Source organism: Oleomonas cavernae (assembly GCF_003590945.1).
Lineage (GTDB): Bacteria > Pseudomonadota > Alphaproteobacteria > Zavarziniales > Zavarziniaceae > Zavarzinia > Zavarzinia cavernae.
Map to the genome: position 1 here is coordinate 136,619 of NZ_QYUK01000011.1, position 20,886 is coordinate 157,504.

Here is a 20,886-nt window from a genome sequence, read left to right on the forward strand (position 1 = left end):
GCGCCATGAGCGACTGGGATGTTATCATCGTCGGCGCCGGCGCCGCCGGCCTTGCCGCGGCTTGGGCGGCACGGGCGGAAGGCGCCAGCGTGCTGGTGGTCAACAAGGGGCTGGTCGGCCGCTCCGGCGCCACCATCACGTCCGGAGGCGGCATTTCCGTCGCCGGGCAGACCCTGATTTCATTGGGCTTGGCCGGCGACCCGGACGATACCGAGGAGAAATTTCTCAACGATACCATCCGCGCCGGCTCGTTCGTGAACGACCAGCATCTGGTCGAATCCATGGTGGTCAATGTCGGGGCCGAGCTGAAGGTCTTCCTCGACCGGGGCAACAAGGTCACGGTCAGCAAAAAGCCGCCGGGCCATTCCAGCGGCCGGGGCGTGCGCATTCCCGGCGTCGACATGCAACGGGTGATGACCCAGGCGGCGGTCCAGGCCGGTGCCCGCTTCCGCGAGGATTTCCAGTCGGTCGGGCTGCTGCGCCATGACGACGGCGTGGTCGGCGTCGCCGGCCTCGACCGGCGCACCGGCGAGGTCGAGGCGATCCATGGGCGAACCGTGGTGCTGGCGACCGGCGGCACCACCTCGAACTGGCGCCTGCGCACGGCGCCCGAGGAGCTGACCGGCGACGGCCATGCCATGGCGCTGGCGGCCGGGGCCGAACTGATCGAAATGGAAATGCTCCAGTTCCTGCCCTGCTGCCTGGTGGCGCCGGACATCTGGCGCGGCCTGCAGTTCCCCTGGATCATCGGGCCGCAGGGGGGCTATCGCGCCTGGCTGCTGAACCGTTTCGGCGAACGCTTCATGGCCAACTGGGACCCGGTGCGCATGGAACTGTCCACGCGCGACATGGTCTCCGCCGCCAGCGCCACCGAAGTGCTGGAGGGCAGGGGCAGCCCCAACGGCGGCGTCTATCTCTCCTGGGCGCACCTGCCGCGCGACATCGTCGACAACCTGCCGCGGCACTCGCCTTCGATCGGCAAGGACTGGCGCTGGGAAGGCTTCGACATGACGCCGCTGGTCGACCAGATCCGTGCCGGCCGCGCGATCGAGGTGGCGCCGGCGGCGCATTTCTCGATCGGCGGCATCCGCATCAACACGGCGGGCGAAACCGGCGTGCCCGGCCTCTTCGCCGGGGGCGAGGCGACCGGCGGCCTGCATGGCGGCAATCGCCTCTCGGGCAGCGCCGGCGCCCAGATCCTGGTCCAGGGCTCGGCCGCCGGCCGGTCGGCGGCCAAGGCGGCGCGTGGCAACAAGGTCGGCGCGCCGGCTCAGAACTGGGCCTATCTGAAAGACCGGATCGAGGCGCCGTTCCGCCGCGAGAATGGTGTGGTCCCGCTGGAGGTCAAGCAGCGTCTGACGGGCCTGGCCGAAGCCGCCCTGGGCGCGGTGCGCACCGGGCCGGCCCTGGAAAAGGCGCTGGCCGAGGTGCGCGACATCGGTGCGACCGTGGTGGGCGAGCTCAGCAGCCGCAACCGCGACCGCGTGTGGAACCGCGACTGGTCCGACGCGCTGGAAGTCCAGGCGGCGGTGCCGGTGCTGGAATCCGCCTTGCTGTCGGCCCTGGGCCGGTCCTATTCAGTCGGCGCCCATCAGCGCCACGACTGGAAGGGTGGGAAACCCAGCGCGTTGCATCACGGCTTCGTCGGCCAAGTCGGCGAGACGCTGGCCTATCATTCGGCGTCGGTCGAATTCCCCTTCCTGTCGCCGGCCTCTCCATGAAAATGCACCTGCGCCTTCACCGTCCGGACCGCCCCGGCGAGCTGGTCAGCTTCGACCTGCCGCCGCCGGCGCAGGCGGGCATTGCCGCTGAAGATTGGGCCGGCATCAGCGTCAGCGCCGCCCTGCAGTACCTGCAGCGCGCGGTCGACCCGGCGCTGGGCTATGCCCTGTCGTGCCGGCGCGGCCTTTGCAACATCTGCGCGATGAAGATCGACGGCGAGGTGGTGACCGCCTGCACGACGCCGATGCATGACGGGATCCTGGTGGAGCCCGCCCGCGACAGCCTGGCGCTGCGCGACACCGTGGTCGAGCTCAGCCTCGTCCGCCGCGCCCGCGTCCTCTCTCCCGCCGAACAAGCAGACCCAAAGGAACCGCACCATGCCCGTTGAATTCGTCGGCCATGTCGGCAGCCGTGCCGGCTCGGACGTGGTGCCGCAGAGCGGCCCCATCGTCGACAAGGACTACATCCGCAACCTGGCCCAGAGCGCCGAGGCCTCGGGCTTCGACCGGCTGCTGATCGGGGCCTTCTCGACCATCCCCGACAACAACCAGATCGCCGCCTATGTCTTCCAGCACACCAAGACCCTGGGGACCATGCTGGCCCACCGCACCGGCTTCCTGCCGCCGACCATGGGTGCCCGCCAGCTCGCGACCCTGGATCATTTCGCCGAGGGACGCCTGGGGGTGCACGTCATCACCGGCGGCACCGACGAGGATCAGCAGCGCGACGGCGATTTTCTGGATCATGACGAGCGCTATGCCCGCACCGACGAATATCTCGATGTGCTCAAGCGGGTCTGGACCAGCAACGAGCCCTTCGATCACGAGGGCAAGTACTATCGCTTCAAGGGTGCCTTCTCGACCGTGAAGCCCTACCGCCCCTCGGGCATCCCGATCTATTTCGGCGGCTCGTCCGATGCCGCGATCGAGGTGGCGGGCAAACATGCCGACACCTTCGCCCTGTGGGGCGAGTCGCTGGCCCAGACGCGCGAGACCATTGCCAAGGTGCGCGCCTCGGCCGCCCGCTTCGGCCGGGCCGACAAGATCCGCTTCACCCTGGCCTTCCGCCCCATCGTGGCGCGGACCGAACCGGAGGCCTGGGCCCGTGCCGACCAGATCCTGGAGAAGGTGAAGGCTAGCGTCGCCAGGGGCGGCAACTTCAGCAACCGCAGCAATGGCAAGCTGCCGATGAATGTCGGCTCCGTCCGCCTGCGCGAGGCCGCCGCTCAGGGCCGCATCCTCGACAAGCGCCTGTGGACCGAGGTCGCCGCGGTCAGCGGGGCCGGGGGCAATTCGACCGCGCTGGTCGGCACGGCCGAGCAGGTCGCGGAATCGATCCTCGATTACCACGACATCGGCGTGAACAATTTTCTGGTGCGCTGCTTCTACCCGGAAGAAGACACGGTGACCTATGGCCGCGAGGTGATCCCCCTGGTCCGGGCCGAGATCGCCCGGCGCGAAGCCGCACCGTTGCAGGCAAAGGCAAGCTGACGCCATGCAACGCAGTCCTCACGCGCCTTATCTGCCGACGACACCGTTCCGTTTCGCCCTGCATTTCGCCGGTCGCTTCCGCGGCTGGTACGCCCTGATGCTGGCGCTGGAAGTCAGCGCCGCCACCAGTTCCATCCTGATGCCCTATACGATCGGCCAGATGGTGAAGATCGTCACCCAGGCGGCCAGCAATATCCCCGCCGTCTGGTCGGTCCTGGCGGTGCCCTTTGCCGCCTTTGTGGCGCTGAACCTGGGCGAGGTGGTGTTCAGCCGCCTGGCCGGGTCGTGTCGCATCTACGTCGCCCCCCGGATCAGGATCACCGTCACCAAGGATGTCTTCGCCTATCTCCAGTATCACTCGCACCGTTTCATCAATAATAATTTCGCCGGCGCGCTGGCCCACAAGATTTCGGAAATGTCCCACGGGGTCAGCATGGCCCTGTCGGTGGCGATCTTCGACTTCCTGCCCATCCTTGTGAAACTGGCCGTCTCCTCGGCCCTGCTGTCCTTCGTCTCGGGCGAGCTGGCGCTGTTCGTCCTGGTCTGGTCGGTGATCTTCCTTTCCGTCTCGTTCCGCCTGGCGCGCAAGGCGCAATTCTATGCCCGGCTGCATTCGACGGCGCGCAGTGAGACCACAGGCAAGCTGGTCGATTCCGTGACCAACCTCTCCAGCGTCCGGCTGTTCTCTCGGCTGGGTTTCGAGCAGGACTACATCAACGGCTTCCTGAACATCGAGATAAAAACCGGCACCCGCTCCATGGGTTACATGGAGAAGATCCAGTGGTTCCAGTTCTCGGGCGCCATGCTGCTGAAGATCGGTATCGTCTTCATCGGCGTCTTACTGTGGCGCGATGGCCATATTGATGTGGCGGCCTTCGTCATGGGGATCAGCCTGGCCCTGCTGATCATCAGCGAGGTGCGCAACCTCGGCCGTCGCCTGCTGGAATTCTTCGAGTTCATCGGCAATATCGCCAATGGGGTCCATGCCATCGTGCGCCCGCACGAGATCATCGATGCCCCCAATGCACCGGCCCTGAAGATCGCCAAGGGCGAGATCGAATTTCGCGACCTGAGCTTCGGCTACACGCCCGACCGCAATGTCTTCGAGCACCTGAACCTGACGATCAAACCGGGGCAACGGGTCGGCCTGGTGGGCTTCTCGGGCTCGGGCAAGTCGTCGCTGCTGAACCTCGTCCTGCGGCTCTACGATCCGCAGCAGGGCGCGATCTTGATCGACGGCGTCGACATCCGCGACGTGACGCAGGACTCGCTGCACAGCCAGATCAGCCTGATCCCGCAAGATCCCGGCCTGTTCCACCGCAGCCTGGCGGAAAACATCCGCTATGGCCGCCTTGAGGCCGACGATGCCGAGATCATCGAGGCGGCCAAGAGCGCCCATGTCCACGAATTCATTTCCGAGATGCCGGAATCCTATGCCTCGCTGGTGGGCGAGCGCGGCGTGAAATTGTCGGGCGGCCAGCGCCAGCGCATCGCCATCGCCCGGGTGTTCGCCAAGGCGGCGCCCATCCTGATCATGGACGAGGCGACCTCCAGCCTCGACTCGCTGACCGAGCAGGCGATCCAGGACAGCCTCAACGTGATCATGAAGGGGCGGACGGTGATCGTCGTCGCCCACCGCCTGTCGACCATCGCCCACCTCGACCGGATCCTGGTGTTCGATCGCGGCCGCATCGTCGAGGACGGCTCGCATCACGAGCTGATCGCCAGGGGCGGGGCCTATGCCCGGCTGTGGAACCGCCAGGTCGACGGCTTCATCGGCGGCGACGGGATCGCGGCGGAATGAGTGTATTTGAGAGAAAGACAGGTGTTCCCATGAACGTGGCACAACGCGCGATTCAGACCGGCCCCAGCCGGGAAGAAATCCTGGCCGGCCTGCCCGACGTCGCGGCCGAGATCGCCAAGGGCGCCGCCCGGCGCGAGCTTGACCGCGAATTGCCCTTCGAGGTCTTCGCCCTGCTGCGCCGGACAGGGCTTACCTGGCTGCGCGTGCCGCAGGAACTGGGCGGTCCCGGTGGCTCGCTTGCCGACCAGGTGGAAGTGACCTGCACGCTGGCGGCGGCGGATTCGAACGTGGCCCATGCCCTGCGCAGCCACTTCGGTTTTCTCGAAGGGATCGCGATAGATCCTCAAAGCCCCGCCGCACGCAAATATGCCGGCGAGATCCTGGCGGGCAAGCTGTTCGGCGGGGCGCATATGGAGATCAACACCCCGCGCCCCAATATGATCCGCACCCGCCTGGTGAAGGACGGTGACCGCTTTCGTCTCACGGGCAAGAAATACTACGCGACCGGCGCCGCCTATTCCGACTATACGAGCTTCAGCGCCCTGGACGAGGAGGGGGAATTGACCGGCGTCCTGGTCCCGGCCGGGCGCAAGGGTGTCAATATCCTGGACGACTGGGATGGCATGGGCCAGCGCCTGACCGCCAGCGGCGGTGTCGACCTCGATGACGTGGAAGTCCTGCCCGACGAGGTGGCGATCCGGCGTGCCGGCAGTCCCTTCATGCGCCGCCACCAGGCAACCCGGGCGCAGCTTCACCTGATGGCGGTGATCGGCGGCATCGTCCGCAATGTGCTGAGCGACGCCATCGCCTATGTCCAGACCAAGGCCCGTTCAGCCAAGCACAGCGCATCGGAAACCGCGCGCGGTGATCATTTCGTGCAGCAAGTGGTGGGCGAAATCGCGGCCGCCTCTCACATCATCGACGTGACCATCGCCGACACGGCACGCACGCTCGACGTGGCCGCGGCCGCGATACTGGCCGGCGCGCCTGACCTGGATGACCTTGTGCTGCGCGGCCAACTCGCCAATTCCAAGGCACAGATCGTGGTCGGCAAGCTGGCGATCCGCGCCGCCGAACAACTCTTCGACACCGGCGGCGGCTCCGCGACCTCGCGGAAATGCAACTACGATCGCCACTGGCGCAACATCCGCACGATCCTCAACCACAACCCCCTGCTGCTGAAGGGGCGGGTGATCGGTGACTACCTGCTGAACGGCGCCCGCGACGATTTCGACGAGGGCCGGGTGTTCTGACCAGTTCGGCGTGCAAAGAACGTCGCCCATGCGGCATGCACAAGCCCTAAGCCTGCTGGGATTCTCGAAGAGGCTATGCCGGTGAGGAACAGCGTTTCGGCGGCTCGCAGCGTGGATCAGCTTGGGCTTGGGCTGAACCCGGCCGGCGGCAGGATGCGGTGCCCTCAGGGGCGAGCCGTTGCCGAATAGCTTCCGACGCCGGGTACCAGGCGCATAGGCAGCTCGGTAGACACCGCGGCGCTGGAGCGAACGCAACAAGGCCATGCTGCTCTTGTTCCTGAGCAACGATCTGAGAATTGCCGATGTGCATGAAATTGTGGAGCAGTGCCTGACGACCCTGCCGCACTTTGGTTTGGGTACAACGAACGTCAACTCAGGCTATGGACGGTCGTTCGACTTTGTCATGGACGGCGTCATCAATGCCCTGGAGATCGTGGCTGCCACAATCGAGAAGCTTGTTGAGGGCAGCGTAGGCGAGCTGAGTGGCTGGCTGCTCAATCATGTGAGCTGTTGGTGATGGAGAGGGGAGGCACACAGTGAGCCCACGCCGCATCGAGGCGATTCCAGCCAATGCGCATGAGCGCCACCTGTGTCGCTAAGCTGCCGCCTGAAACAGCAATTTGAGATGGTTGCAGGCCCCCGCAACCAAAATCCTCAAATGAACTCAGACACATAGGCCACCTCCGGGTGGCCTTTGCTTGTCCACACCACGCCCGTGTCGCCACCGTGTCGCCACCGCAAATGGGATAAAAGGGGACCGGGCGGGCACTGTTTGTTCCCCGGAAGCCAGTCCTATTGAATGCGCCCAGCTCTGGGAGGCGATCGTGTCCCTGGGGTGGTGTAGGTGACGGTGGTTGACCGTCGATCACCGGCAGGGCCGGGATGTGTCAGGTTGCCATGGTGGGCAGGCTGACGATGGGATCATCGCTCAGGGGCGCGATGGTTTCCAGGGTCATGTAGCGGGCACGCTGGACCGCCCATTCATCGTTCTGTTCGAGCAGGATGGCGCCGACCAGTCGGGTGATCGCGGCCTCGTTGGGGAAGATCCCGACCACCTCGGTGCGGCGCTTGATCTCGCCGTTCAGGCGCTCCAGCGGATTGGTGCTGTGAAGCTTGGTCCGGTGCTGGGCCGGGAAGCTCATATAGGCCAGGACATCGGGCTCGGCCGCGTCCATCAGGGCCGCCAGCTTGGGGACCTTGGGCCGGAGCTGGTCGGATACCCGTCGCCACTGCTGCCGGGCCGCCTCGGCGTCCTCCTGGGCGAAGGCGGTGGCGATGAAGGCCGAGACCACACGTCGCCCGCTGCGGCCGGCATGGGCCAGGGCATTGCGCATGAAGTGCACCCGGCAGCGCTGCCAGAGCCTGCCCCTGCGAAGGCGGGGGTGGCGGTGAGAATCTTCGAGACCGCGGCCTTCAGGCCTTCGTGCGCGTCGGAGACCACCAGCTTCACCCCACGCAGGCCCCGGCGGGCCAGCTTGCGCAGGAAAGCGGCCCAGAACGTCTCCGCCTCGGAGGGGCCGACATCGAGCCCCAGGATCTCGCGCCGGCCATCGGTGTTGACGCCCACCGCGACGATCACCGCGACCGAGACGATGCGGCCGTTCTGGCGAACCTTCACATAGGTGGCGTCGATCCACAGATAGGGCCAGTCGCCCTCGATCGGGCGCTCCAGGAAAGCCGTCACCGCTCGTCGATCTCCTCGCAGAGCCGCGACACCTGGCTCTTGGAGATCCCGCTCATGCCCAGCGCCTTGACCAGGTCGTCGACCGACCGGGTTGATATGCCCTGAATGTAGGCCTCCTGGATGACGGCCGTCAGGGCCTTCTCGGCCACCCGGCGGGGCTCGAGGAACCCAGGGAAGTAACTACCCTTACGCAGCTTCGGAATGCGGAGTTCCACGGTCCCGGCCCGGGTCTCCCAGGCCCGGTCGCGGTAGCCGTTGCGCTGGGCCAGCCGCTCGGCGCTCTTCTCGCCGAAGCCCGCTCCGGTCAGCCCGCCGACCTCCATCTCCATCAGCCGCTCGGCGGCGAAGCCGATCATCTCGCGCAGGAAATCCGCATCGCTGCTCTTCTCCAGCAGCCCGCGCAGGTTCATCATCTCGTCGGTCATCGGTGGCGTCCTCTCAGGTTCGTCTTCGCAAACAAACCCTACCGGGAAATCGCCGGTGGCCACCCTATCCCGCTACACCCTCATCAGGACAAGCGGGGCACCTACACCACCCCCAGGGGCACGATCTAAGCCGCAATCCGCCCTCCGTTTGGTGCCCTTTGTGAAGGGCACTACGGTTCCCACCTTTGTCCGCCAATGGGCTGTTGGGCGGCCAAGCCTCAAACTGTCCGGAAACCAATTGTGGTGATGGCTTTCCGGACAAATTGATTGTCGGACGGGTTTCCGGACAACCCCCTGCCGACATGGCTGCGATTGGCTCCACATGGGCTTGGACAGCCGTTTGGGATCTCGCGTTACAACCTCGACGCGCCCGTCATGACCGACCGCCGGTCCTCGCGTGAGGGCTTCGACACGGGCAAGGGCGAGGATCGCTATTCTCGCTGATCTCAGCCGAGTGCCGTTGTGCTGGAGTGCCCTGGGTGCTGGCGGCGGGATGTTTTGCATCTCGCACCAGTGTGATTTTCACTAAACGCCCTGAAGTGACTTTTGGTATCCCTTAGAGGTTGATGTGATACGCACGCGTTTCCCCTGGTTAAGGTGCGCCTGGCGGGCGGGAAGGCCGGCCTCCTGACGGCGGCCAACGACATGGCGGAACACAGCGAACTGCCGATGGTGCTCTATGTCTATGGCGTAATCGTCGTGCCGGTCTTCGCCGCCTACCGCGATTGGCGTGCGGTCATCGCCTGCTGCCTGCCGCTCACCGTGGGCACCTTCATCGGCTACTGGTTCATGAAGGAATTCGAGATCGGCCTCACTGTCGCCACCCTGCCGGTTATGGTGCTCGCGGTCGGCATCGGCCTCGCCATTTCCGGCATGCATTACACCGCCATAGCGGGGCTGACGGCGATCCCCCTGGGCCTGTCGGCCCGACCGATCCGGTAATGCCGCACGACATCATGGCGATCGTGGTCGCAATAGTCTCCTTCCTCATTTCCGGCGGGTTCCTGCTGTCGCTGACACCCGATCGCCAGCTCGACCGAGAACAACCGGCCCCGTCGCCCGTCGCCTCGAGCGCATCCGCCGGGGAGGAAAAATCGCTGCCGCCGGAAGCGGCTTTCGCGCGCCAGGTCGAGGTGCAGAAAGACAATCGCAACCACCGGCTGGCGGTGTCGAGCATCGCCTTCGTGCGGGCCAACGGGCATTACACCCTGGTCTCGGACGGCGAGCAGGAATCCTTCTGCCAGAGCACGATCGGCGAGATCGAGGCCTTGCTGGATCCTGCCCTGTTCATGCGCGTCCACCGCAGTTATATCGTCTCGATCAGCCGCATCGAAGCCGTCCGCCGGGCAGGCGATGGCGGCATTGCCGAGATCGACGCCCAGGTGTCCCACATCTGGAGTCTCATGGCCAGGCCGCAAACCCGGCCGGCCGGCCATATACAGCAATCGGCGTGGGCACTACCGGCACCGCCCACGATGATCCTACACTGGGCCCACCGGGGAACCACCGCGGCTGGTCGGGCGGCAGCGTTGGAACTCAGGCGATGCAGCGGACTTCTGCAGCCAGTGCTATCGTCGTCATCGCGGAGGCAATTAGATGGGTTCCACCCAGCGTTGCCACCAGGTTGTCGTGGGCTAGACCGCGTCGGGGGGCCAGACCGAGGCGGGGCGGTTGTGCCGGAAAGCGTGGATCCGCCCATCGATGCAATTCCGCCTGGCGGATGCGTTCGGCGCCGAGTTCGCAGGCCAAGAGCTGATGATAAAGGGCCTCGACAGCCGGATCTGCGATCGGCCCCGTATGCGACTTTGCCGTGCGCCTCAAGGCTCGGAGGGGGCGGATGATCTCCTCGTGCCATTGTTTGCCCGGCGCTTCGGCAAAATCCACCGCCGTAACGGCCCGGCCTCGACTGGCGCCAGCCCATGCGGCCAAGAGGACGAGATTGACATCGGCCCCAGCCTCGTCCTGCAAGGCGATGCAGGCAGCCGCGACACCCGGCATCGCATAGACAGCGCATGAGAATTGCCAGAAGGGGTTGTCGAGATCCAGCACCGGCAGACCCTTTTCACCCACGGGAAACGCCCTGCCTCCCGGCGCGGGCGGCAGAAACGAATCTGCCTCCGCTACCGGGCATCGGTCCAGGAGATTATTCCCGCGACCCAATCTGGAGGCTGATCTCGCCAAGGCCCTCGATCGAGCCTTGCAGATGATCGCCCGGGGCTGTCGGGCCGACGCCTGCGGGCGTGCCGGTGAAAATCAGGTCGCCCGCCTTGAGGTGGTAGTAGTTGGACAGGTGGGAGATCAGTTCCTCGACCGACCAGATGAGATCCCGGAGGTCGGCAGATTGCCGGGTCTCGCCGTTCTGGCGCAGTTCGATGCGGCCCGCGATCGGATGACCGACGGCAGACACGGGCATGATCGGCGAGACAACCGCGCTTTGTTCGACATCCTTGCCGAGATCCCACGGCCGGCCCTTGGCGCGGGCGTCGAGCTGCAGGTCGCGCCGGGTCATGTCGAGACCGCAGGCGTAACCATAGATGATGCCGGGCGCCTCGGCCTCGGTTACGCGGAAGCCGGGCTCGCCGATCGCGACCACAAGCTCCATCTCATAGTGATAATTGTCGGTGCCGGGCGGGTAGGGAACGGTGCTCCCGCTCTCGATCGCGGCCTGGGGGCTCTTGGTGAAATAGAAGGGCGCCTCGCGGTCGACCTGGACGCCCATCTCCTTGGCGTGGGCCTCGTAATTGCGGCCGACGCAGAAGATACGGTTGACGGGCAGGCGGCGGTCGCTGCCGGCGATGGGAAGGCTGGGCAGGGTGACCGGGGCAAAGATCAGGTCGCTCATCAGGCGTCGAACTCCTCGTAGAAGCCAAGTTTGCGCTGCATCGGCGCATCATCGATGACAAACAGGAAGGCAGGCTTGTTGCTCGAGCGGTTGGCGAGCGCCACGGCTGCATGGGTCGGCACGGCCATGCTGTCGGCTTCGGCGAAACCGAGCGTGACGCCATCGATCTCCGCCGTTCCCTCGCCCTCGATCACATGGAACAGGGCGGACGCGGAGCGGCGCTGGAGAGTCAGTTCCTCGCCCGGGCGCAGCATGAGGGCGGAGAAGCCGAGGGTCGGCAGGCATTCCATGCCCGTCTCGGGATTCACATAGGCAAGCTGCACCGGCTCGCCCGCGTTGCAGGCGCCGGCGAAGGCCTCGAGCGAGGCCCGCACCTCGCGCCAGGGAAAGCGCAGCAGGGGATAGTCGGCCCGCTGGCGATTCAGGGCGCGGTAGGGGACCAGGCCGGCGCGGCGGTAGCGCGTCTGCGACGAGTCGGCCTCGTTGCCGATCCGCTGCGGCGGCCCCTCGATCGCATAGGAAGCTTCGAAGTCGTAGACCATGGGCAGGTCCAGCGCATCGAGCCAGATCACCGGGCCAGGGCCGCCGTGGCCATGCTCGTGCCACAGCTTTGCCGGGGTCAGGATCAGGTCGCCCTTCTCCATCGGGCATTTCTCGCCGTCAACCGCGGTAAAGCCGCCGGTGCCCTCGACGACGAAGCGGACCGCGCTGGGCGTGTGGCGGTGGTTGGGCGCCGTCTCGCCGGGCAGGATCAGCTGCATGCCAGCATAGATGGTCGAGGTGGCCCGGATCGCCTGCTCGCCCAGGCCCGGATTGACCAGGACGAGGACGCGGCGCTCCGCCTTCTCGATCGGCGTCAGGCGGCCGGCTTCGAGCAGCAGGGGGCGGATCGCCGCATAGCGCCACAGGGTCGGGCTGGTTCGCCGCTCGGGCCGGCCGCGGGGCAGCAGCCCCCGCAACACCGGCCACAGCGGCAGAAGATTGTCGCCGGCCAGGGCGGACAGATAGTCCGCCGGCAGTTCGGCCATGGTACCCAGTTCCGTCATCGTTTCCCGCCTTCGACGTGCCGCGCCGGGCCTTGAGATCGGCGCCTCTTTAATCGTCAGAGTACTGATGAGCATACGTCTGTCAATGTTCGCCGGATGCAGCCCTGCTGCGTTCCCAGCGCCGGACGGGCGGGGCGAGGGCCAGGAACGCGGGGATCGGCGGTCCCCGGTGAAAGCTGTCGGCACGGGCGAAGATGTCGCCGTCGGCGCGGGTCGGGCGGCGGCGCTGGCGCTCGTAGTCGGCCGGGGAGGCATAGGTCACGCATTCCGTCCAGCACCCGGGAACGGCCAGGTTCTGCAGCAGTTGCCAGCCGCCGCAGCCGTCGCGCCGGCGGATGCGGCGCAGCGCGGCCATGGCCCGGCGGAAATCGCCGGTGTCGGCGGGGGCGATGCGGAACGGCCTGCACAGGATCACGCGGCCGGGGCCTGCGGCGGTGCAGGGCGGCTCGGCGCGGGGCAGGGGGCGATGGTCGCTGCCATCGAAGGCCGGCAGGGCGGCGAGGCGGCGCAGGAAGGGGGCGGCAAGCATGCCGGCGCCGGCCAGCGCGAGGGCCGGGCGGATCCCCGCCAGGTCCGCAAGCTGGCCCCAGGCCCAGCTGCCGAGGCCAAGGCCGCCGAACCAGGCGATCAGGAAGATCGCGATGACACGCCCCCGCACCCAGCCGGCGGCATGGACCTGGATCAGGACGTTCAGGCTCGACAGGGTCGCCATCCAGGCGGCGCCGCCCAGCATCAGGGCAGGCACGATAAGGGCGAGCTCGCCGGTGAGGGCGGGCACGCAGCAGGCGACCGCGAAGGCGAGGCCGCCGGCCGCCGCCATGCCTTCGCTGCCCAGGCGCTGGCGCAGGCGCGAAACGGCAAAGCCGCCGGCCACGGCGCCGACGCCGATCCCCGCCAGCATCGTGCCGTAGGTGACGGGGCCGCCCCCGACGATATCCCTGGCGATGACGGGCAGCAGGGCCCAGATCGAAGCGGCGAGCATGGTGAAGGCAAGACAGCGCAAAAGCACGGCGAGCAGCCCGCGCTCGCCCGCGACATAGCGGAAGCCGCCCAGCATCGCCCGTGCCAGCCCTTCGCGGGGAAGGCTCTCGGCGGCCCTGCGCTGGGCCCAGAACAGCAGGACTGCGACGGCGGGGGCACTGAGGGCGGCGCCGGCGAGAAGGGTCGCGGGGACGCCGGCCCCTGCCACCAAGACGCCGCCGATCGCCGGGCCGACTGCCCTTGCGGCATTGAAGGACATGCTGTTCAGGGCGATCGCCGCCGGCAGTTCGGCGGGCGGGACAAGGTCGCCGGCCGAGGCATGGGCCGCCGGCTGGCGCAGCGCCGTGCCGCAACCGGTCAGGAAGACCAGCCCCAGCAAGGACCATACGGTCAGCGCGTCAAGCGCCGCGGCCAGGGCAAGTGCCGAGGCGCCCAGCATCATCAGCGCCTGTCCGGCCAGATAGACCGGCCGGCGCCCCCATTGATCGGCGAGCGTGCCGCCCAGCAGCGACAGCAGGGGCACCGGCAACGAGGTCGCCGTCTGCACCAGGGCGACGAGTTCGGCGCCCGGCGCCATCCGCACCATGGCCCAGGCGGCGGCAACTCCCTGGATCCAGGCGCCGGTATTCGATGCCAGCGTGGCAAGCCACAGGGCGCGGAACCGGGGATGTCGCAGGGGGGCGAAGGTCTGGTGGCGGCCCGCCGGCCCCTGGCTGCCGTCTCCCATGCCATGTGCTCCCCGTGATTTTCTGATTTATGTCTGATGAATTTTAAGTTGCTGGCGCTCGGCGCGCCGACATGGAAATGACGCAGAATCGCACCAGGAATACCGGCTTTCCTCGCGGCCGAAGCGTTTTGACACTGGGAAATTGCTCTGATAATAATCAGACATATGCTTATAAAAGCAAGGGCGGAAACCGAGAGCTCACCCCGTTCGGGGCCGGGCGCTCCCATGGCGAAGGCACAATAATGACAGGAACACTGCACCCGCTTCCGGCCGTCGGCCCGGCGCGCCACCTGATCGCCGGTGCCTGGGTCACCGGCGATACGACGCCGGCCCCCTCGTTCGATCCGGCGACCGGCACGGTGATCGGCCACTACCATCCAGGCGACGTGGCCCTGGCCGAAGCGGCGATCGCCGCCGCCCGGCGGGCTTTCGACGGGACGGACTGGGCCTCGGCCCCGCGGCTGCGGGCCTCGGTGCTCAATCGCTGCGCCGCCAACCTGACCGCCCGGGCGGAGGAATTGGCCGCGCTGATCGCCCATGAGAACGGCAAGCCGATGCTGCAGGCCCGGCGCGAGGTTGCCGCCGCCGCGTCCGAGGTTTCCTATTACGCCGGCCTGTGCCGGACCCTGGCCGGCCGCGTGCTGGAGCCCGAGCCCGGCCAGTATTCGCTGATCGCCAAGGAGGCGGTCGGGGTCGCCGCGGTGATCGTGCCGTGGAATGCCCCGGTTACCCTGCTGTTCCGTTCGCTGGCCGCGGCGCTGGCGGCGGGCTGCACCGCCGTGGTCAAGCCCGCGGCCCAGACCAGCCTGATCAACGCCTTCGCGCTGGAATGCCTGGCCGGTATCGACGGGTTGCCGCCCGGCGTGGTCAACAGCGTGAACGACGGCGGGGTCGCGGTCAGCGAATGCCTCGTCGCCTCGCCCGATGTGGACGTGGTGAGTTTCACGGGGTCGTCCGCCGTCGGCAAGCGCATCATGGCGGCGGCGGCGCCCAGCCTGAAGCGCGTCTCCCTTGAGCTCGGCGGCAAGACGCCCGCCATCGTCTTCGCGGATGCCGATCTCGACAAGGCGGCGGACGAGCTGATCCGCGCCGCCCTGGTCAATTGCGGGCAGCAGTGCGTGGCCGCCAGCCGCTTCCTGGTCCAGCGCGACTGCTTCGAGACGATGGCCGACCGGCTTGCGGCGCGCTTCGCCGCCCTTCGCATCGGCCCCGGTTACGATGCCGCCAGCCAGGTGGGCGCGGTGATCGACCGCGCCAATCGCGACCGCCTGGAAGGCTGGCTCGACCGGGCGGCGGGCGAGGGGGAGATCCTGCTGCGCGGCCGGCGCCTGGACGACCGCTTCCCCGGCGGCGCCTTCCTGTCGCCCAGCCTGGTCGCGGTGCGCAACCCGGCTTCCAGCCTGGTGCAGGAGGAACTGTTCGGCCCGATCGTCAGCATCGAGCCCTTCGATGACGAGGCCGGCGCGCTCGCCCTGGCCCATGCGACGCGCTACGGCCTCGCCGCCAGCGTCTTCACGCGGGATCTCGCCCGTGCCATGCGCGTCGCGCGCCGGCTGAAGACGGGCACGGTCTGGCTGAACGCCCACGGCCGCCTGATCGCGGAGGCCGAGATGGAGGGCTTTGGCGAAAGCGGCATCGGCCGGCTGCACGGTGCCGATGCCCTGGGCGAATTCCTGCAGACCAAGCACATCTATCTGCCGTTCGGCGAAGCCTGACGGCCCGGAAGGAAAAGAGTCATGGAAAGCGTGACCCTGCGTAACGTCACCGTTGCCGAGGCTTATCTGCACCTGCTGCTCGACCGCGGCATCGATTATTTCTTCGCCAATGCGGGCACCGATTTCGCACCGTTGATCGAGGCCTTCGCCAAGGCGGACAGCGAAGGCACCCGGCTGCCCAGGCCGGTCACCGCGCCGCATGAGAATGTCGCGGTCTCCATGGCGCTGGGCCACACGCTGGTCAGCGGCAAGCCCCAGGCGGTCATGGTCCATGTCAACGTCGGCACGGCCAATGCCCTCTGCGGCATCCTCAACACCAACCGCATCCGCCTGCCCATGCTGTTCACGGCCGGGCGGACGCCGATCCTGGAATCCGGCATGGCCGGCGCCCGCGGCAGTTTCATCCACTGGCCGCAGGAGATGTACGACCAGGCGGGCATGGTGCGCGAAGCGGTGAAATGGGACTATGAACTGCGCAACAGCCAGCAGCTCGAGGCGGTGGTCGACCGGGCGCTGAGCATGGCGACCATGTCGCCGGCGGGTCCGGTCTACCTGACCCTGCCGCGCGAAGTGCTGGCGGCGATGCTGCCCGAATTCACCTATCGGCGCGATGGCCGGCAGGCGATACCGGGGCCGGCGCTGGGCACCCCGTCGGCGGTGGCCGAGGCGGCGGGCCTGCTGGCCGGGGCGCGCAACCCCCTGGCGATCACCTCCGCCGTCGGCCGCGACCAGGCCGCGACCGCCGCCTTGGCCGAGTTGTGCCAGGCCTTCGCGCTGCCGGTGGTGACCTACAACCCGCGCTTCGTCGAACTGCCGTCCGATCACCCGATGCATCTGGGCACCGAGCCTGCGCCCTTGGTCGAGGACGCGGACGTCATCCTGGTGGTCGAGGCCACGGCGCCCTGGCTGCCCGGTCAATGCCGGCCCAGGCTTGGTGCGAAAGTCATCCACCTCGGCGAGGATCCGCTCTATCCCGAACTGCCCATGCGCAGCTTCCCCTGCGATATCGCGATCAAGGCCGATCCGGCCGCCGGGCTGCGCCAATTGGCCGAGGCGATGGCGGTATCGCCGGCGGCCGATGCCGGTCTGGTCGAGGATCGCCGCCGCCGGGTGACGGCGCAGCGCGCGGCCCTGGACCAGTCGCGCGACGCCGCCTGGAAACAGGCGCAGGCCTCCAGCCAGATCACCTCGCTGCACATCAGCAAGGCGATCGACGCGGTGAAGGGCGAGGCGCTGGTGTTCAAGGAATCGGGCCTGCGCGGCGATCACATGCGTTTCACCACGCCGGGCACCTATTTCTTCGCGGGCGCCGCCGGCGGCCTGGGCTGGAGCCTGGGCGCGGCGCTGGGCGCGCAGATGGCGGCACCCGACAAGCTGGTGATCTCCACGGTCGGCGACGGCTCCTACATGTTCGGCACGCCGCTGGCGGTCCACTACGTGGCGGCGGAACAGCGGTTGCCGGTGCTCTTCGTCGTCTTCAACAACAAGGGCTGGCACGCCGTGCGCCGCTCCACCAGGGGCATGTACCGGGACGGTTACTCGGCACGGGCAAAGCCCGAGCCGCTGACCGATTTCGGCCCCGACATGCGCTACGAGCACATGATGGAAATCGTCGGCGGCTACGGCGAATGCGTATCCGACCCCGACGACCTGCCCAAGGCCCTCGACCGTGCGCTCGACGCGGTGAAGGGCGAGGGGCGGCAGGCGCTCCTCAATGTTCAGTGCCTGCCGGGCTGAGGGGGAGGTGATGAAGCTTCACGGCTATTTCAGAAGCGCCGCCAGCTACCGCGTGCGTATCGCCCTTAACCTGAAGGGTGTCGAGGCGGCGCAGGCATTCCACCATCTACGCCGGGGCGAGCAGCGCGATCCGGCCTATCTGGCACTGAATCCCCAGGGCCTCGTGCCGGCCCTGGAGATGGACGACGGTTCGGTGCTGACCCAGTCCCTCGCCATCGTCGAGTGGCTGGACGAGGTGTTTCCCGAGCCGCCGCTGCTGCCGGGCGAGCCGTTGCTGCGCGCCCGGGTGCGTGCCTTCGCCGTGGCCATCGCCTGCGATGTGCATCCGGTGCAGAACCTCAAGGTGCTGGCGCGCCTGCGCACGCTGGGCCTCGACGAGGCGGCGGTGACGGATTGGGCGGCCTGGGTCAATCGCGAAGGCCTCGCCGCCTGCGAGGCCTTGCTGGCCGATGGGGCGGGACCCTTCTGCTTAGGCGCCGCGCCGACGCTTGCCGATATCTGCCTCGTGCCGCAGCTCGGCAACGCCAGGCGTTTCGGCGTCGATGTCGCCGCCTTCCCGCGCCTGCTGCGGGCGGAGGCGGCGTGCCGCGCGCTCGAAGCCTTCCGCGCCGCGGCCCCGGAAAACCAGCCCGACGCCGAGTGATCGATCAAAGGAAAGGGCGCCGTCCCGGCCGGGGCGGCGCCCTTTTTGCTGGGCCTGCGTCAGAAGCGCAAGGTGGTACGCAACTGGAAGAAGTTCACGTCGTCGCCACCGGCGAGACGGATCGCATCATCGGTCTGGAAATTCACATACTGGCCGACGACGGTGATGTACTGAACCGGCCGCCAGTTCGCCTCGAGCACATAGGCCGTGCCGATGTCCTTGTCGTCGTTCAGGATCGTGCGCGGCGCCACGGCCATGTTCGCCATGTAGACGCTGTCGTTGCCCGTCTGGCGCCAGAGGAAGTCCGCGCCGGCCGAGAGCGTCAACTCGTCGAGCGGCTGGATACGCAGCGACGGGAAGACCGACACGAGGTTGCTGTAGCCGGTCAGCGAGGCCAGGGTGAAATAGGCATTGTTGGGGAACAGCGGATTGAAGGTGTTCAGCTCCCCGTCGGTGCGGCTGTCGTCGCCGCTCGCGATGTCGAACTTCACGCCGAGGCGGGGCTTGAGGACGACGTCGGACAGGGTATAGCCGGTGTCCGTCCCGAAGGCGTAGGCGCTGATGTCGCTGTCGCCGAACTGGCCGAACTGATAGACGAATTCCCAGTTGTAGTCGAAATCGTCCAGCGTGCCGAAGAGGCGGACGCCGATCGTGTTGCGGTCCTCTTCGCCGGTGGCACCCTGGAAGCTTGCGCCGTCACGATCGTAGTTCATGAGATAGACGTCGGCCGAGAGGCTGAACGGCTTGCCCTTGGCGATCGGCAGCGTGGCATAGACGCCCTTGAATTCCAGATTGTCGTCCGGCTCGTCGTCGAAGGACTCAAGCCCGTTCAGCACCGGCCGGGTCCAGAAGGCGCTGACGGTGTATCCATCCGACTCGAACATGCCGCGCAGGCCGTCATAGCTGCGGCGCTGGTTGGGCGCGTCGCGAACGCCGAGCAGGCGGCCGGAGCCCAGCGGGATTTCCTGCCGCCCGGCGCGCAGTGTAATCGTCGATGTCTTGCTGGTGCCGGCCGTCAGGTCGACGAAGGCCTGCTGGAGTTCGGTCATGCTCTGGTCGGAGGCGGTCAAGGTCGCTTCCTTGCCCCAGGTGCGCGTGTCGCTCAACTCGACGAAGACGCGGGCGACCGAGCCGAAATGAAGATCGGCATAGACCATCGCCCGCTGCTGCAGGTAGTCGTCGTCATCGACGCCGCGCAGGCCGAAGGCGGCATTCTCGCTGAAATCATCGAAGCGCAGCCGGTATTCGCCGCCCAGGGTGAGGTAAATCGGGTTCTCGCCCTCGCTCAGGGGAATGTACTTCAGCGGTGCGAAGAAGCCGGTCCGCTTGGCGGGATCGGCGAGCGCCGAATGGTCCTCGCGCCAGCGTTCGGTCGGCGAGCGGGAAGGCAGGCCTGGCGGGTTGACGCGCGGCGGACTGGCGGGGGCTGCCGCCGGTGCGGCGGGGGCCGGCGCGGCGGCGGGCTGTGCCGCCGTCTGGGCACCGGCCGGTGCGGCAAGGCCAAGCGCGACGAGGCCGGCACCGGATAGTGCCATCAGCCGTCGGGTGGACGGGCTGTTGCGCGTACTCATTCTTCTTCCTCCCAATTGGCCGCGCCAGGAATGCGCGACCTGCCCCATAGCCACCGAATATGCAATCGGTGCTTATTTGTTCATATGTCTGATAATCATATCTCTGCGTAATATGGTGCTGTCAATCCCTTTTGAGTGCGAAACAAGCCTGTCTCGCGGCGTAAAAGGCAATGATCGGCCCCCTGCTCGGCCGATCGGGCCGGGAAGACCGTTCGATGTCTGATAAAAAAGAGAGGGTCAGCCTGCCGATTCGGCGATCAAGGGCACCCGCACGTCGGCATTGTGGTGATTGACCAGCCGATCGAGCAGTTCGACGAAGATGTTCCGCTCGATCGCGGTGAAAGGCTCCAGCAGGCGCTCGACCGAGAGGACGGCCTTGGGCATCACCGCCGCCAGGTGGGTCCGGCCGGCGGCCGTCAGGGCGAGCACGCGCCGCCGGCGGTCTTCCGCATGCTGGCTCCGCTGCAACAGGCCGCGTTCCTCGAGCAGGGCGACGACGAGGCCGGTCGTGGAGCGGTCGAGGCCCAGCAGGCGCGCAAGGGTGATCTGGTCGACGCCGTCGCAGCGGCTCAGGGCGAACATCACCCCGAACTGGGTCGTCGTGATGTCGAATTCCCTGCAGGTCTCGCTGAAGACGGCGACGGCGATCTGGTGGGCGCGGCGGATGAGGTAGCCGGGGCGGCCGTAGAGTTCCGCAAGTTCGTCGGCGGCCGCTGAACCGCCCAGCCGGTTGACCATGCGCTCGAGCAGCGCCGTCAGCATGTCGCGCTCCAGCGCCGGGAACGGCGCCAACAGGCGGACGATGGCATCGAGCGCGCAGGGGCGCAGCAAGGCCAGCAGGTCCCGCCCCGTATCGGTGAGGGTGAGCACGCGCTTGCGCTTGTCCTCGGCGTGGAGGCTGCGTGACAAGAGCTTGCGCTGCTCGAGGATGGACACGACCAGGCCGGTGGTCGAACGGTCGAGGCCGAGCAGGCGCGCGATGGTGATCTGGTCGACGCCGTCGCAGCGGCTCAGGGCGAACATCACGCCGTACTGGGTGGCCGTGATATCGTAGGCGGCGCATTCCTGCGTGAAGATCGAAACCGCGATCTGATGGGCGCGGCGGATGAGAAAGCCGGGGCGGCGGTAGAGTTCGTCGAGGAGGCCCGCTTCGGCCCGTGCCGGTCCCGTTTGCCCGTTGCTGGTGGTCATGCCGCCCCGCCGCTGTTCTTTCCGGCGCGGACACATGACGGCAGGCAGAACCGTT

General features: G+C 67.3%; 16 protein-coding genes and 2 pseudogenes. 11 read left to right on the forward strand and 7 right to left on the reverse strand.

Translation table 11 applies throughout. The features are described from left to right. Window positions 1-5: 5 nt before the first annotated feature. The 6 genes from D3874_RS04305 (at window position 6) to D3874_RS04330 (ending at window position 6,786) form a co-directional block, all read left to right on the forward strand. A complete protein-coding gene (locus tag D3874_RS04305; RefSeq protein ID WP_119776963.1) occupies window positions 6-1,721 on the forward strand; it encodes an FAD-dependent oxidoreductase in 1,716 nt (571 codons plus the stop codon). Then, window positions 1,718-2,110, forward strand: coding sequence for a 2Fe-2S iron-sulfur cluster-binding protein (locus tag D3874_RS04310; protein ID WP_199698934.1), 393 nt, complete (start codon window positions 1,718-1,720; stop codon window positions 2,108-2,110). Before D3874_RS04305 ends, D3874_RS04310 begins: the two co-directional genes overlap by 4 nt. Next, window positions 2,100-3,212 (forward strand): LLM class flavin-dependent oxidoreductase, encoded by a 1,113-nt coding sequence (locus D3874_RS04315; RefSeq protein ID WP_119776968.1) that lies wholly within the window; start codon window positions 2,100-2,102, stop codon window positions 3,210-3,212. The genes D3874_RS04310 and D3874_RS04315 overlap by 11 nt, the downstream gene beginning before the upstream one ends. 4 nt (window positions 3,213-3,216) lie before the next feature. Then, a complete protein-coding gene (locus D3874_RS04320) occupies window positions 3,217-5,016 on the forward strand; it encodes an ABC transporter ATP-binding protein (RefSeq protein ID WP_119776971.1) in 1,800 nt (599 codons plus the stop codon). A gap of 29 nt (window positions 5,017-5,045) precedes the next feature. Further along, window positions 5,046-6,269 (forward strand): acyl-CoA dehydrogenase family protein, encoded by a 1,224-nt coding sequence (locus tag D3874_RS04325; protein WP_119776973.1) that lies wholly within the window; start codon window positions 5,046-5,048, stop codon window positions 6,267-6,269. A 262-nt stretch (window positions 6,270-6,531) separates the two neighbouring features. Beyond that, complete coding sequence (locus tag D3874_RS04330; RefSeq protein WP_119776976.1) at window positions 6,532-6,786, forward strand: hypothetical protein; 255 nt, start codon at window positions 6,532-6,534, stop codon at window positions 6,784-6,786. Window positions 6,787-7,156: 370 nt separating this feature from the next. On the opposite strand, the pseudogene D3874_RS04335 reads toward D3874_RS04330, so the two are convergent. After that, window positions 7,157-8,378, reverse strand: a pseudogene (locus tag D3874_RS04335) (IS256 family transposase). A gap of 645 nt (window positions 8,379-9,023) precedes the next feature. Between D3874_RS04335 and D3874_RS04340 the strand changes: the two are divergent. Both D3874_RS04340 and D3874_RS31860 read left to right on the forward strand, forming a co-directional pair. Further along, a complete protein-coding gene (locus tag D3874_RS04340) occupies window positions 9,024-9,320 on the forward strand; it encodes an MHYT domain-containing protein (RefSeq protein WP_199698935.1) in 297 nt (98 codons plus the stop codon). 14 nt (window positions 9,321-9,334) lie between these two features. Continuing rightward, a pseudogene (locus D3874_RS31860) lies at window positions 9,335-9,676 on the forward strand (LytTR family DNA-binding domain-containing protein); the annotation flags it as partial. A gap of 238 nt (window positions 9,677-9,914) precedes the next feature. Here D3874_RS31860 and D3874_RS04350 read toward each other — a convergent pair. The 4 genes from D3874_RS04350 to D3874_RS04365 all read right to left on the reverse strand — a co-directional run bounded on the left by D3874_RS04350 (window position 9,915) and on the right by D3874_RS04365 (window position 13,974). Continuing rightward, window positions 9,915-10,448 carry a TIGR02444 family protein gene (locus D3874_RS04350; RefSeq protein WP_147385518.1) on the reverse strand — a complete coding sequence of 178 codons (534 nt, stop codon included), beginning with the start codon at window positions 10,446-10,448 and terminating at the stop codon, window positions 9,915-9,917. Between the two features lie 73 nt (window positions 10,449-10,521). Then, entirely contained in the window at window positions 10,522-11,220 is a 699-nt protein-coding gene (locus tag D3874_RS04355) for a fumarylacetoacetate hydrolase family protein (RefSeq protein WP_119776982.1), read from the reverse strand. Next, window positions 11,220-12,266: a cupin domain-containing protein gene (locus D3874_RS04360; protein WP_119776985.1), complete on the reverse strand. Its 1,047-nt coding sequence runs from the start codon at window positions 12,264-12,266 to the stop codon at window positions 11,220-11,222. Before D3874_RS04360 ends, D3874_RS04355 begins: the two co-directional genes overlap by 1 nt. Before the next feature lie 82 nt (window positions 12,267-12,348). Next, complete coding sequence (locus D3874_RS04365) at window positions 12,349-13,974, reverse strand: MFS transporter (RefSeq protein WP_119776987.1); 1,626 nt, start codon at window positions 13,972-13,974, stop codon at window positions 12,349-12,351. Window positions 13,975-14,216: 242 nt separating this feature from the next. On the opposite strand from D3874_RS04365, the gene D3874_RS04370 reads away from it, so the two are divergent. From D3874_RS04370 to maiA, 3 genes are read left to right on the forward strand one after another with little or no spacing between them, the layout of a single operon-like run. Next, on the forward strand, window positions 14,217-15,689 hold the full coding sequence (locus D3874_RS04370) for an aldehyde dehydrogenase family protein (RefSeq protein WP_119776989.1): 1,473 nt from the start codon (window positions 14,217-14,219) through the stop codon (window positions 15,687-15,689). A gap of 21 nt (window positions 15,690-15,710) precedes the next feature. Next, window positions 15,711-17,426, forward strand: coding sequence for a thiamine pyrophosphate-requiring protein (locus tag D3874_RS04375; protein WP_119776992.1), 1,716 nt, complete (start codon window positions 15,711-15,713; stop codon window positions 17,424-17,426). Window positions 17,427-17,436: 10 nt separating this feature from the next. Further along, window positions 17,437-18,069, forward strand: a complete 633-nt coding sequence (gene maiA, locus D3874_RS04380) for a maleylacetoacetate isomerase (protein ID WP_119776994.1) — start codon at window positions 17,437-17,439, stop codon at window positions 18,067-18,069. Between the two features lie 59 nt (window positions 18,070-18,128). Here maiA and D3874_RS04385 read toward each other — a convergent pair whose 3' ends face one another. After that, window positions 18,129-19,640 (reverse strand): alginate export family protein, encoded by a 1,512-nt coding sequence (locus D3874_RS04385; RefSeq protein WP_147385519.1) that lies wholly within the window; start codon window positions 19,638-19,640, stop codon window positions 18,129-18,131. 237 nt (window positions 19,641-19,877) lie between these two features. Beyond that, entirely contained in the window at window positions 19,878-20,831 is a 954-nt protein-coding gene (locus tag D3874_RS04390) for a MarR family winged helix-turn-helix transcriptional regulator (RefSeq protein ID WP_158595832.1), read from the reverse strand. Window positions 20,832-20,886: the final 55 nt, after the last annotated feature.